The organism is Arthrobacter flavus (assembly GCF_039526005.1).
GTDB classification, from domain to species: Bacteria; Actinomycetota; Actinomycetes; order Actinomycetales; family Micrococcaceae; genus Arthrobacter_D; species Arthrobacter_D flavus.
The window spans coordinates 1-13,330 of the sequence record NZ_BAAAIJ010000023.1 but is presented as its reverse complement, the minus strand read 5'-3'; the positions used below and the strand labels follow the sequence as shown (position 1 = coordinate 13,330).

Below are 13,330 nucleotides of genomic sequence, written 5' to 3'. Positions count from 1 at the left end.
CCCCGGATTGTGGTGGATGATGTCATGGGGTCGCGGTCGGACTGGCCGGCTGACAATACGGACAGTAGTACAGGTCCCGCAATTCCAGGGCGTTGTCCCCGAGCTGTTCCAGGGTCACCCTGGTGCCGCACCGCAGGCAGCCGCGGTGCTCCCGGCCATAGACCCACAGCGTGTCGCCCCTCAGATTGCCGGTGGTGGCCCGGGTGGACCGTGCCTTGTTGGCCTCCAGCAGCTTCTTCGCCAGTGCCACCATCCGCGGCAGGTCTTTAACCCCGGCGACCGGGGTCAGAGGGTGCACCCCGGCGAGGAAACACAGCTCACATCGATACACGTTTCCGATGCCCGCAAGGTTCCGTTGGTCCAGCAGGGCCAGCCCAATCGGCCGGTCGGGCTGCGCCAGCAAACGACGCAACACCTCGTCGGGGTCCCAGCCCGGCCCCAGCAGGTCAGGGCCCAGATAGCCCACGGCTTCATCCTCACCGGACCGGGGGATGACCTTCAGGAACCCCAGTTCGAAACCGACGGCGGCGGACTCGGGCGTTTCGAGGATGCAGCGTGCCTTGAACGCCGGCCGGCGCCACTTGGCACCCTTCGGGTAGATATGCCACAGACCTTCCATCTTCAGGTGCGAGTGGATGGTCCAGCCGTCGTCACCGCCCACCCGGATCAGCAGGTGCTTTCCACGCGCCACCACGTTCTGCACCGTCTCGCCTGTGAAGTCGACGGTCGCAAAGCGGGGGACCCGGATGTCGCAGCGCGTCAGCGTGCGCCCGGCCAGGGCCGTGTTCAGTTCGCGGGCGGCGCGCCAGACGGTATCCCCCTCAGGCACGGATTCTCAGCCCCCTCGGGGTGGAATAGAAACCCGCAGCGGTCAGGGCGCGTCCCGCCTCGGAGTCCAGGACCGGCTCGCCGTTGACCTTTTCGATTGCCATTTTCTCGGCCGCCCCACGCCGAATGATCGCTACCAACGCGCTTGCGGCGGCGTGCAGGGCCGCCGAATCGTCGGTGAACGCCAGCACGGTCTTGCCGCCCCGTTCCACATACAGGGCGAGCCGCCCGTCCTGCAGGATCACCAGTGCCCCCGCCTTCCGGCCGGGGCGGTGCCCGCCGTCGGAGGCGGGCCACGCCAGCGCTGCGCCATAGGGATTCGCTGGGTCGGTTGCGGCGAGGGCAATTGAGGACCGCACAACGGTGGGGTCCTCACCCGGGCGGCGTTCCTGCTGGGCGTCGGCGCTGAATGAGCGCAGCCGGTCCACTGTCGCGGGGACGGCGAACTGGGCGGCACCGAGGTGCTCGATGAAATACCCGCGCCGGCACCTGCCCATCTCCTCAAGCCGGGCCAGGACTTTGTATTGCAGTCCGAACCCGCCGGGGGTACCTTCGCTGCCCACCGACCCGCGGGTGACCACCCCATACCGGTCGAGCAGCAGTTCGGCTGTGGCGTGGGCGTGGACGGTGGTTTCGGTCTCGACCTGCGGCAGCACCGTCCAGCGGCCGGCCGCCATGGGAGGGGTGCTGCGCTGGTAGCCGCGCACGCCGTCGTCGTTGCCCCTGACCCGCATTGACGACCCGGTCAGGGACGCACCAGGCGCCCGTCCGAGCCGTCCGACCCGCGATGACCGGGCGCGCGGCGGGGCGGCGCGCTGTTTGTGGGCGGTCTTGCCGCCAGCCAACAGACTCCGCACGGGGGTGAAGGTGTCGTTGCTGATCCGGCCGCCCCACACCAGCTCCCAGAGTGCGGTGACCACCTCGGAATCGTTCAGCGGCGCGTCAGAGTCGAGCGACTCGACCAACTGCCGGAAGAAGTAGGCTCCGCCCCGGTCCAGGAGTTCCAGGAGGTTCAGTTGCAGGGCGGACGGTTCGAACACTGGATCCGGTCTAAGGGTGAGGGGCGCGTTCTCGGCAAGGTGCAGGGCAATCCACCCGTCGTTGCCGGGCAGCGTCCCGGCCCCGGACCAGACCACCTCACCGGTGGCGGTCAGCTCGTCAAGCATCGCCGGCGTGTAATTGGCTACCCGCGAGGCCAGGATGAGGGGTTCCCACGCCGACGCCGGAATGGGAACCCCCGACAGCTGGTCAACCACAGTGGCCACCCCGTCCAACCCGCGGAGGGAGGAACCGACGTGCTGCCAGGACGGCAAAAACCTGCCGTAGGCCGCGGGGTCCACCGGTTCCACTTCCTGCCGCAGCGCGGCCAGGGACCGACGGCGGAGCCGACGCAGCACCTCGACGTCGCACCATTCGCTGGGCGCCGCAGTGTGTGAGGACACGGGGGTGTTCTCCGGGAGTGAGGCAACCGGGCGGAACTCGCCTTCGACCACCCGGCCGTCTGCGGCGAGGCGCTGCAGGGCAGTCAACACCACGGCGACTCCCAGGCCGAGGCGCTGCGCCGTTTCGGCGGCGGTGAACGGTCCGTGGGTGCGGGCGTAGCGTCCCACGAGGTCTCCCAGTGGATCCGCCACCGGCTCGATGAAGGCCAGCGGGATGCCCATCGGCAGGGGGACGCCCAGCGCGTCGCGCAGGCGGGCGGCATCCTCGACCGCCGACCAGCGCTCCTCGCCGGCGATGAAGACCTGCAGCGCCCGGTTGGCCTGGCCGAGTTGCAGGAGCAGCGGCCCCACCAGTTCGACAGCCGGGGTAGCGGCGGACTCCTCAGGGGTCTGGAACCGGTCAGCTACTTCCTGCGTGGTGAGCGGACCAAGGAGCCGCAGGAGGTCGGCGACGCCCTCGAGGCCACGCACGGTCCGGTCCGGTGCGAGGCGCTGCAGTTCGCTTTCGGTGGTGGCAATGACCTGGGGGTCCAGCAGTTCACGCAATTCCGCGCGACCGAGCAGTTCGTTGAGGAGGGTGGGATCCAGCGACAGGGCGGCGGCCCGGCGCTCGGCGAGCGGGGAATCACCCTCGTAGAGGAAGGACGCCACGTAGCCAAACAGCATGGAGCGGGCGAACGGCGACGGCTGGGAGGTGGTGGTTTCGACGATGCGCAGTTCCCGGCGCTCAATGCTGGCAGCGATGTCCTTCAATGCGGGCAGGTCATAGACGTCCTGCAGGCACTCGCGGACCGTCTCCAGGACGATAGGGAATGTGGGGTATTTGCGGGCGACGTCGAGCAGCTGTGCCGAACGTTGCCGCTGCTGCCAGAGCGGGGAGCGTTTCCCGGGGTTCTGCCGGGGCAGCAGGAGGGCGCGGGCAGCACACTCACGGAACCGTGAGGCGAACAAGGCCGAACCGCCCACCTCGGTGGTGACAATGCCATCCAGTTCTTCAGCGTCGAAGAGGAACAACTCGGCACCCGGCGGCTCGTCATCCATCAGGGGCACCCGCAGCACGATCCCGTCATCGGAGGCCATCGCTGAGCCGTCCATGCCGTAACGCTGTTCCAGGCGCGCCCCGACGGCGAGCGCCCAGGGTGCGTGCACCGGCATGCCGAAGGGGCTATGCAGGATCACCCGCCAGTCGCCGAGTTCGTCGTGGAACCGTTCAACCACCAGGGTGCGGTCGTTCGGGACAATTTCGGTGGCCGCGCGCTGCTCGGCCAGGTAGGTCAGGAGGTTTCCCGACGCCCAGTCATCGAGGCCGATCGCTTTGCACCGGGCCTGCGCCTCCTCAGGGGAGGCAACAGAGGTTTCGCGGATAAATCCGCCGATCGCACGGCCGAGTTCCACCGGCCGGCCCAGGGAATCGCCCTTCCAGAACGGCAACCGTCCCGGCTGCCCAAACGCGGGGGAGACCAGCACCCGGTCGTGAGTGATGTCCTCGATCCGCCAACTGGTGGCGCCGAGCGCAAACACATCACCCACCCGCGATTCATAGACCATTTCCTCGTCGAGTTCACCAACCCGACGCCCGCCCTGCTTTCCCCCAGTGCCGGGTTCGGCTGAACCGACCAGGAAAACTCCGAAGAGTCCCCGGTCGGGGATGGTGCCACCCGAGGTGACGGCCAGACGCTGTGCGCCGGGCCTCCCGGTGATAGTGCCTTCCACCCGGTCCCAGATGATCCGGGGACGCAGTTCAGCGAACTCGTCGGAAGGGTAGCGCCCCGCCAACAGGTCGAGGGTGGCATCAAAGGCAGATCGGGGCAGGGAAGCGAAAGGGGCGGAGCGACGGACGACGTCGAACCACTCCTCCACATCGATCGTGCCCAGCGCCGCGGCTGCCACCGTTTGCTGCGCCAGGATGTCCAGCGGATTGGCGGGGATGTATAGCGGCTCGATTTTACCGGCGAGCATCCGCTCCACGGTAACGGCGGTGTTGACGAGGTCTCCCCGGTGCTTGGGGAAGAGCACGCCCTGTGAGACCTCGCCCACCTGGTGCCCCGCGCGGCCCACCCGCTGCAGCCCGCTGGCCACTGAGAAGGGTGATTCCACCTGCACCACCAGGTCCACTGCGCCCATATCGATTCCCAGCTCCAGCGAGGACGTCGCCACCACGCAGCGCAGCCGCCCGGATTTCAGGTCATCCTCGATCAGCGCCCGCTGGTCTTTCGATACCGACCCGTGGTGTGCCCGGGCCAGGAGGGGCTCCGAGCCGTCAGTCTGGCCGGCCTGGCCCATCAGTTGGGCCGGCGGTGACTGGGTTGACGGATCCGCCGCACCCTTTCCGACGGGCTGGCCGGTTGTACTGCCTTCCGTCGGTGCGGTGTCTCCCGTCGGTGCTGCCCGGAGTGCTGCCGCTTCCAGCCGTTCGGCGTGGATCTCGTTGAGGCGGGCCGTGAGACGCTCGGCGAGCCTGCGGGAGTTGGCAAACACGATCGTGGAGCGGTTGGCCTGGATCAGGTCAACAATCTTCTCCTCGACGTGCGGCCAGATGCTGCCCTGCGGGACGGCTTCGGCGCCGTACGCGTCGTCGTCGTCGCCAGCGTTCTGCGTCGGCGGTCCGCCGAGCTCGGTCATGTCCTCTACCGGCACGGTGACGGTCAGATCCCACTGCTTCTTCGACGGCGGCGCCACGATCTCAACTGGAGCGTTGCCGCCGAGGAACCGGGCAACCGTCTCCTGTGGTTCTACTGTCGCAGAGAGCCCGATCCGCTGCACAGGCTTCTCCAGCAGGGCATCCAGCCGGGCGAGGGACACCGCGAGGTGCGCACCCCGCTTGGAACCGGCCACCGCGTGGACTTCGTCGACGATGACCGTGTCGACGTCGGTAAGGGTCTCTCGCGCCTTGGACGTCAGCATGAGGAACAAGGATTCGGGTGTGGTGATGAGGATGTCGGGTGGCCGGGTCAACAGGGCGCGGCGATCCGCCTGGGAGGTGTCACCGGAGCGCACCCCCACAGTGATCGACGGCGCTGGCAGGCCCAGCCGTTTGGCGGTCTGGGTGATCCCGATCATGGGGGCCCGCAGGTTGCGTTCGACGTCGACGCCGAGCGCCTTCAGCGGTGAAATGTACAAGACCCTGGTGCCGCGCTTTATCGCGGGTACTCCCTTGGTGGCTGGTACTTCCTCGGCCGCGCCGGCGGCGATGAACTTGTCCAGCGCCCAGAGGAACGCCGCCAGGGTTTTCCCGGAACCCGTGGGCGCAATGACGAGGGCGTTCGAGCCCGCAGAGATGGCGTTCCAGGCCCCCTCCTGCGCGGAGGTGGGCGCGGCAAAGGCTCCGGCAAACCACTGATGGGTTGCGGGAGTGAATTTATCCAGCACCGATGTCACCGATTCATCATCTCTCAGGCGACTGACTTTTTGCGACGCAGCGGGCACAGGATCCCGCCCGGCGGCGAATTGGAGGGTAGCTTCAAGGTAGAACGCTCCAACAGCAGCAGGAAAGGTTCACCATGAGAGGCCAGGTAGGAAACAACTGGGTTCCAATGGCGGGTGTGTCTGCTCTTTTTCTGGGCGGTGCGGTGGCCAGCCTGATCGCCGGTGAAAACACCGGCGCGGTGGCAGCCTACTTTGTGGTGGCGACCCTGGTACTCATCCTGGTGGCGGCGCCCTGGCTGGTACGCAACCCGCCAGCGATCAACGCCAACTCGGGCACCTATCTGATTCTGGCCGTTGTCCTGGAGTTGGCCGCCCTGCTGGGCGGGTCGATTGCAGCCCTCCGCGGGTTGGGCGGCTGGATCGTACTGGGCGCGGGTCTGGTCGCCTACGGACTGCTGGAACGTGGGCGGGTCATGGTGACCGCGGGAGCCTTCGCGGTGCTGGCCGGCGTCGTCGCCGTCGTTGGTCAGCAGGCCTGGTTGACCTTGACGCTTCAGCTCCTCACCGCAGCAATTTTCGCCCTCGCCGCCGGCCGGCTCAGGCACCTGTTACTCCGTGAGCGTCGGGCATCGGGCGGCGCCACTGACTCACGATCGCCAGCCTTCCGCTAGGGCTGGCTCCCGGTGGAATATGACTACATGGCAGTGACAGGGCCAACGGTCATGAGGATGATGTCCTCGGCCGCGCAGCCAACCGAGGCCTGGACCGCGATCAGCGAGTCGGTGGCACCCGGCGGGTAGACCCTGACACCGGTGGTGTCGGTAATGCTGCAGTCGTCACCGTAATTCTGGGCATTGGTCTGTTGCAGGGTGGCGATAGCCGACTGGCCGGGAGCCAACACCACGGTGGGTGTCTCCACTCCGGGTTCCCTATCGGCGGGGGCGCCGACCTGCGCCTCGGACGCGTCGACGTAGGACACTCCCGGATAGCCGGTCATGGTGCATTCCTCGTCCGACATATTCGAGAGGATCAGGTTGCGGGCGGCGGTACCCGCGCTGCCGGCACCCATCGGTGTTTCCACCGTGGCCGCCAAATCGGCGGCGGTGCAACTCCCGTCGTCCTCGGGCTCGGCTGCGGTGGGCTCTTCCGACGCTTCTTCAGTCGGGGCGGCCGAGGCCTCGGGTGAGGGGGATGTGCTGGCTTCGTCGGCCGGTTCCGTGGTCGGCGCGGCAGAGGTGGTGGCTTCCGGTGCGGGAGTCGACTCCTGCTCGGTGGAACTTGACGCCCCACATCCCGCAACCAACGCGATGGAACTGATGGCCGCGATGACGACAGCGGCTTTGGACGAAGTCCGTGTGTGGATACCCATGGACTCACCTTCGCCGGTGAATGCCCCTGCGTCAATCGGCCGCACGAATGAGACAACCGATTGACGCAGGGATCGTTACAGACTCCTACTTGGTGCTGCGGGTCCGGACCAGGGCCAAGACGCCCGCAGCCAGCCCGAGCAGGCCAGCGGCCAGGGCCACCCATATCACCGGCTGGGTTGAGGTGGATTCGGTGGCCGAAGCTTGCTCAGTATCGGCGGCGTCGGCCTCATCGGTGGCTGCCGCGTCGTGCCCGTGCCCGCCTTCCTCAGTCTCGGCGGTGGTGACGAAGGATGGTGCCGGGCTTTCCGGTTCCTCGGCGCCTTCCTCGGCTACCTCATCCCAGCTCGACACGCTGCCATCTGAGTAGGTCTGGATGGCAGGCAGTGTCACTGTGGTTCCCTCGGCCGGGAGACGCCCCACTGACAGGGAGAAGATCTGGTACTCATCGGCGGACAGTGAGTCCTCTTCACTGTCCGCGGTCCACACCACAGACAGGACGCCTTCGGTGATGGTGGTGCCGTCGATTTCGACGGGCTCGGGAAGGTCACCGCGGACGACTTCGGCGGTCCAGCCTTCCACCGGCTTGGCGCGGACCGAGGTGAAGGGGCTATCGGTGGGGAGCTGGACCTCGATTTTCTCGGTCAGGGCTGTGTCCGACTCGCTGGGCACTGAGAAGTTGAGCTGCGTGTAACCACCAGCGGTGGTGCTGGCTGGGCTCACATTGACGTGGGCCGAAGCCGTGCCCAGGCCGAGGGCCATGAGACCCGCGGTGGTGACGGCGAGTGCTGAGGTGGTGACGGTCCGGCGTGATGAAGCTTTCATGGGAATGCCTTTCAGGATGCTGCCCAGGCGCACAGCGCTCTTGGGATCAGCGAAAAATGGGTGTTGTGGTGAGGCAGCTGCCCACGGATCAGGGAAGGTCAGGCAGGCAGCAGGATGCGGGCGGGCAGGTGCGGTGGCCCCCGAAGCGCGGGGATGTCGCGCAGGGCGCGAACCGGACGTAGCGCCGGTGCCGGTGGGAACAGGGGGATCCGGGGGGCTGGGGCGCCGAGGACGACGTCGGGCAGCCGGAGTAGTGGTACTAGCCAGCTGGCTGCCTGGTGCAGTGCGGATTCGCCCCGGTGGAGCATGAACCCCGTGGCGGCGACGGCGACACCGTGGAGTGTGAGCATCCAGAGGTCGGTGTGTGCGGCGGCGGGGTGCCCATGCGCACCATTCGGCATGCAGTTGACCGCTTGGACGGCGTAGTGGGTGGCGGGTGCGGTGACGCAAGCCGCCGTCGTCGACGTCAGACTGAACGCGTGGTGCAGGAGCCATTGCCCCAGAGCGAGAACGAGAAAGAGGGCGGGCAGCGATAAAGCTCTTTTAGAAATGACTGTCACTGCCATGAGCGTCGCCGACCCCAGCACGGCAACGATCAACGGGGCTGGGAGGTTTCCTCCACCAATGACGTGCGCCCCGGCAGCAAGGGCGAGGACAACTGCTGACGTCACTGAGGAGCGGACCAGACGGTGCAAAGCCGGTGCGCCGCTCATGATCCTCCCTCAGGTCCAGTGGTTGTCCGCACTCGTACTACGGCTGAAGGGCTACCTGCCCTACCTAAGGGTATTCGACGCGGTGCGGGGGACGGCTTGGTGAGGCTGCTACTCGTGGTGATAGGGGCGCCCGGCGGCGATCTCCTGCGCGCGGTACAACTGTTCGGCGAGGATCAACCGGACCAGCTGGTGCGGAAAGACCAGGGGGGACAGCGACCACACCAGGTTGGCGCGACTGTGGACGGACGGGTCAACGCCGTATGCGCCGCCGATGATCAAAGTCACAGCCCGGGCGTTGTCGATGGGCTGTTGGAGGGTCCGGGCCAGGCCGGGGGAATCGAGGGCCTTGCCGCGTTCGTCGAGCAGGATGACGAAGTCGTTGGCCGTGAGTTTCGCGAGGAGCCGTTCGGATTCCTCGCGGCGGGCGGCGTCATTCTCCCGGGCCGAGTGGGGGATGAGCTGCCAGCCCAGGTCGAAGGGCTTCTTGAGCCGTTTCTCGTAGCGCGCGATGCCGTCACTGACCCACGCCTCGTGCTTCTTACCTACCGCCAGAATCCGCATAGCCACAAGTGACACCCTACAAGGGTGCCTCTGCGCGTCATGGAGAATGAAGCCATGGCCCACCGACAGCGCGGTACTGCGCGGGAACCGGACGAGAAGACCTGCGTATCCTGTGGACGCCGGATGGAATGGCGTGCCAAGTGGGCCGCGACCTGGGACGAGGTGCGCTATTGCTCGGCCGCCTGTCGACGCCGGGGGGTCACCCCCGCCGATCAGGAACTGGAAGCCACAATCCTTAGCCTGCTGGCTGCGGCGCCGAGCATCTGGCCTTCCGATGCAGCGCGTGTGGTGGGTGGCGATGACTGGTCGTGCCTGGAGGAGCCAGCGCGACGGGCGGCCCGGCGGCTGGTGGCTGCCGGTCAGGTTCAGATCACCCAGGCCGGCTCGGTGGTCGATCCCTCGACGGCCAAGGGGCCATTCCGCATCCGGCGGGCGCGATAAAGAACGCGACCTCGGACTAGACATCGACAATCATCGATGTCGCAACGTAGTCTGGGGCCATCGAATGGAGGTGCCCACTTAGGGTACAAACGCAACGAGTGAGGCGTGATGACCGATCCCAACGGAAGTACACAGGTGCACCTGAAACCATCAGTGTTGTTCGTATGCGTCAAGAACGGCGGCAAATCCCAGATGGCTGCAGGCCTCATGAGATTGGAAGCGGGCGACGGGATCTCAGTCAGTTCTGCTGGCACCAAACCCGGAACCGCCATCAACGCTCTCTCGGCTGAGGTTCTTGCAGACCTCGGTGTCGACATTTCAGCGGAGCAGCCCACCCTGCTGACGGAGACCGACATGCGTGCCGCCGGGCTCGTCGTGGTTCTCGGCGGGGAAGCAAAGGTTCCTGCGGTCCAAGGCGTCGAGGTGGAAACCTGGGAAACCGATGAACCTTCCCTGCGCGGTATCGAGGGGCGCGACCGCATGGAGCTGGTCCGCGACGACATCCACGCCCGGGTGAAGGTCTTGAAGGAACGGCTGATTTCCCTGAGCTGACCAACTGTTTCGTGGTGCAGGCTGCCCCATCCAGATTCTCTTGGTTCTGCGCTTCTTCGAGAAGTTGTTCGATGCTGTCATCGCGCATCTCGGTCGACGTTACCTCCCAAACAGAATCCAGTAGGCGCTTGTCTTCGGCATGAGCAAGATTGCTCTGGTCCAGTTGACCCAGACCTGCTACTCGTCCATCGATTCGTAGCCTATCCCCGTAGAAGTCAGTTTCGATGAAGCTCTTCTTGTTGTGGTCGAGGATCTTTCGATCTCGACGCGGTCGACGTTGAACGTCTCGCAAGCCCATTCTTAGAGCGTCAGGCCTTCGCCTCCACAGCTGCGCGTTCGCGCCGGCACGCAGCGGGGGCAGCTTTGCCTTCGTGCCCCATCTTGGCGGGGGTGCAATCAGTGCGTGAGGTGCGGGTGGTCATGACAGAGATGGCAAGCCCACAACCATTACGACCAGTCACTCTGAGCGTCACGACAGGGCCTCTTGCTCGCCCTTCACATCCACGGGATGCTGGGCCAGTCGTACGTTTTAATGTCACAAAGATGGCTGGATTGGTTCGATAATCGAGAATTTGACGTCTAGCTCTCGTTCGCTCGCCTCTACGTAGCGATTTTGGCAACTAGGTGTTGGATTGCGCTTGCGAATCCGAAGGAAGGGGCCTTGGCATTCGACCTCGTTTCAGTTCTTCCGGCGCTGGGCCTCGCTTTCCCCCTGGAAAGAATCAGCCGCGTTGAGTTCGCCTTTCGCCCACGCCAGCGCGAGTGCGGAAATGCTGATGCCGTCGCCGATCTTACTATCGGCGATTTCCTGACCGATGCGACCTATATCGATCCACCGTAGTGTCGAGTACTCCGCGTCGACCCGCTCGGCACGAGGATCGACGCGGACGAGCACCACGTTCACCGCGTCACCGCTCAGGCCGCTCTCCGCCCAGATCTGTCCGAGCAAGCGGGACTCGTTCGCGATCAGGCCCGTCTCTTCGAGAAGTTCCCGCGCAGCCGTTGCCTCCGGGGATCCGTCTGCGGTATCGGCCTGTCCGCGTGGCAGCTCCCACAGATTCCGCCCGATGGCAGGGCGCACCGCGTCAATGAAAAGGACCCGTGATCTATCGACGACGACGGCAACTGCCCCGTCGCCTTCGGAATTCGACATAATCCTGTGACGAGTCCATCCTTCCTCATCGAGCGCTTGCACGAAGAGACGTTCACCGGGGGCGGTCCAGACGTTGCGCCAGCGGCGAGTCCCTGTCATGGCTGGAACCGAAGGGTGGATTGCAACCGCGATCCGGACATGCGACGGAGGGCGCCGAAATCCGACCAAGGTGTGGCGAGGAGTGAAGCGGCAACGAATGCGGCGACCGCCCATACTGGGCCGGAAAGAGCAATGAACCCGTTGTCGTAAAGCACAATCGAGAGCCCGCCGATGGTGACGACGCCGCCACGGAGAATCGTCGAGCGCATTCGTCGGGATCGTGACGTCGTGTCACCGGCGATTTCGTCGATTGCGACAACGAGATCGAAGAGCGACCGCCGACCAGGCTTACGCAACAGTTCGCTAGAGCCAACGGCGTCGAATGCCTGCAGGCGTGAGTACTCGCCGGGCATAAATGCCGCAAGGCGTGTGACAATATCGCCGGCGATGGGCAGAGTGCTGGCGACCGCGGTCCGCGGCCGACGGCGCACACGCGCGCGCATCCGGGACCAGAATGTCTCCGGCGGCCTACGAAGCCCCCAGGCGAGCTCGGCAGCATTAGCGTCGTCGCCACGGATGCCCGAAGGCGACGGTAACGCGTTATAGATTGTGAGCAACCTGAGGCCGTCGCGATTGCAGATGGCACGGTTGTAAGCAAGTGTCCACCAACCGAGTGCCGAGCTGCGATGTACAGCCAGCCCGTCATGCTGCAGGGGTTCTGGCAGTTGCGGCGGGGTCAACTGCTCTAGATGCTCGCCGTCGAGCCAACGAGTCACGAGGGACCGAGTCGTCACGTGGGCACGCTGGCACGGCATAGCATGGCCCGAGTGCACAACTTGGCAGGGAGCTGTTTTGCTCCGGTCAACATCGTTCGCGTACTCGAGATTCATTAGAGCAGCGACGAGCTCATCCACTTCTGGGACCTGATCAAAGTTCGGGGGAAGCTCGGTGTCGAGCTCGGGTCCGAGCGGGTTCGGTCCCAGGCGGGCGCTGCTAAGTACACGAATGCGTCCGTCCCGCATTGCCTTGACCCAGGCGCTTCGGCCGCTCTCCCGCACTGTTTTTGCTACTTCAATATCCCGCGCATCCCAGAGACTTTGTGGCACCACGACCGGGTCCGAAACGCGCCATGCCTTTTCGAATTCAGCACCAGAGGACGAATGGGACCGCTGGCTTGCCTCCGAGGCTCGCTCGTAAGCTCCCCCTGTCAGGGCAATGAGTGGAGACGATACTCGGTGCAGGTCCTCGCGGATCGCGGCATGATTTGCCTCAATTGCCGACACAAGGTCGTCGTCCACTCCCCAGCTATGCTTTCCGCCGGAGAGTCGCCATGGCCCCGGTGCTGTTGAGGAGCTGGATGGCGCTGGCAGCAATTGCACTTCGATCGGAAGCGGCGCTCCGGGCTCTAAGCCGAGGTGCCAGGCCAAACGCTCCGGAGGCATGGCAATGAAGAATATCCCCTCAAGGAGCTGATTGCGGTCGACGACGACTGTGCCACCGAAGAGCAGTGCAGTCCGCAACACCCCGACGAGTATCCGTCGGGCCTCGGTCGGCCCGACTTGCAACCACAGTTTCGACTGTTCGACAGGGTCGAGATTGAAGACGCTGATCCGGGTGGACAAGCCAGCTTGCTCTTCTGTATACGGATCAGACATTGGTCCCCACTCGTTCTGACGATCTGCGATTGTGCGCTATCGCTAATGACCCTGCACTAGTCGCACTCAGAGAGTACTCAATCATGGGTTCCCTACTTTCGCTTTCTTTGACCGCCGATTCCGTATGCGGACTCCCGGGATCCGAACAACATCAAGTGCCCAGTCAAGTGCCCCAACTCAGCCGATGCCGCGGAATACCCCGTCGTCCACCGCTTCCTTAATGAGGCGTGAAGCCTGGGCGCTATTCTTCGGGGCAATACCGAATCCTTAGCGAACTGATGTGTTCGTCGTGTGTCTTCGAGTCACTGAGGTGTGTCAAGTAAGTGAGACACGGGATAGTCGTTTTTCGGGTTAAGCGGCAGTCTTTTGCTGCAGCTGGTTTTGACGG

11 protein-coding genes are annotated in these 13,330 nt (G+C 65.1%); 3 read left to right on the top strand and 8 right to left on the bottom strand.

Features of this window, described 5'->3' with window-relative positions; all coding sequences use genetic code 11:
- Positions 1-22 precede the first annotated feature (22 nt).
- Together ABD059_RS07105 and ABD059_RS07100 are read right to left on the bottom strand one after the other, a co-directional pair.
- Complete coding sequence (locus ABD059_RS07105; RefSeq protein WP_343878671.1) at positions 23-829, bottom strand: Fpg/Nei family DNA glycosylase; 807 nt, start codon at positions 827-829, stop codon at positions 23-25.
- Positions 822-5,666: an ATP-dependent helicase gene (locus ABD059_RS07100; protein WP_343878714.1), complete on the bottom strand. Its 4,845-nt coding sequence runs from the start codon at positions 5,664-5,666 to the stop codon at positions 822-824. Before ABD059_RS07100 ends, ABD059_RS07105 begins: the two co-directional genes overlap by 8 nt.
- Positions 5,667-5,812: 146 nt before the next feature.
- On the opposite strand from ABD059_RS07100, the gene ABD059_RS07095 reads away from it, so the two are divergent.
- On the top strand, positions 5,813-6,307 hold the full coding sequence (locus ABD059_RS07095) for a hypothetical protein (protein WP_343878670.1): 495 nt from the start codon (positions 5,813-5,815) through the stop codon (positions 6,305-6,307).
- A 23-nt stretch (positions 6,308-6,330) separates the two neighbouring features.
- Here ABD059_RS07095 and ABD059_RS07090 read toward each other — a convergent pair whose 3' ends face one another.
- The 4 genes from ABD059_RS07090 to rlmH form a co-directional block, all read right to left on the bottom strand.
- Positions 6,331-7,005 carry a DUF4232 domain-containing protein gene (locus ABD059_RS07090; protein WP_343878669.1) on the bottom strand — a complete coding sequence of 225 codons (675 nt, stop codon included), beginning with the start codon at positions 7,003-7,005 and terminating at the stop codon, positions 6,331-6,333.
- An 85-nt stretch (positions 7,006-7,090) separates the two neighbouring features.
- Entirely contained in the window at positions 7,091-7,828 is a 738-nt protein-coding gene (locus tag ABD059_RS07085) for a YcnI family copper-binding membrane protein (RefSeq protein WP_343878668.1), read from the bottom strand.
- A 98-nt stretch (positions 7,829-7,926) separates the two neighbouring features.
- Positions 7,927-8,541, bottom strand: coding sequence for a hypothetical protein (locus ABD059_RS07080; protein ID WP_343878667.1), 615 nt, complete (start codon positions 8,539-8,541; stop codon positions 7,927-7,929).
- A 108-nt stretch (positions 8,542-8,649) separates the two neighbouring features.
- Positions 8,650-9,102 (bottom strand): 23S rRNA (pseudouridine(1915)-N(3))-methyltransferase RlmH, encoded by a 453-nt coding sequence (gene rlmH / locus ABD059_RS07075; protein WP_377959563.1) that lies wholly within the window; start codon positions 9,100-9,102, stop codon positions 8,650-8,652.
- A 54-nt stretch (positions 9,103-9,156) separates the two neighbouring features.
- Between rlmH and ABD059_RS07070 the strand changes: the two genes are divergently transcribed.
- Together ABD059_RS07070 and ABD059_RS07065 are read left to right on the top strand one after the other, a co-directional pair.
- Positions 9,157-9,543, top strand: a complete 387-nt coding sequence (locus ABD059_RS07070; RefSeq protein ID WP_343878666.1) for a DUF3253 domain-containing protein — start codon at positions 9,157-9,159, stop codon at positions 9,541-9,543.
- Positions 9,544-9,651: 108 nt separating this feature from the next.
- A complete protein-coding gene (locus ABD059_RS07065; protein WP_343878665.1) occupies positions 9,652-10,095 on the top strand; it encodes an arsenate-mycothiol transferase ArsC in 444 nt (147 codons plus the stop codon).
- A 679-nt stretch (positions 10,096-10,774) separates the two neighbouring features.
- On the opposite strand, the gene ABD059_RS07060 is transcribed toward ABD059_RS07065, so the two are convergent.
- Both ABD059_RS07060 and ABD059_RS07055 read right to left on the bottom strand, forming a co-directional pair.
- Positions 10,775-11,248, bottom strand: a complete 474-nt coding sequence (locus tag ABD059_RS07060; RefSeq protein ID WP_343878664.1) for an NUDIX hydrolase — start codon at positions 11,246-11,248, stop codon at positions 10,775-10,777.
- 95 nt (positions 11,249-11,343) lie between these two features.
- The gene (locus tag ABD059_RS07055) at positions 11,344-12,942 is read right to left on the bottom strand and encodes a hypothetical protein (protein ID WP_343878663.1); all 1,599 of its coding nucleotides are present in this window, start codon (positions 12,940-12,942) and stop codon (positions 11,344-11,346) included.
- Between the last annotated feature and the right edge of the window lie 388 nt (positions 12,943-13,330).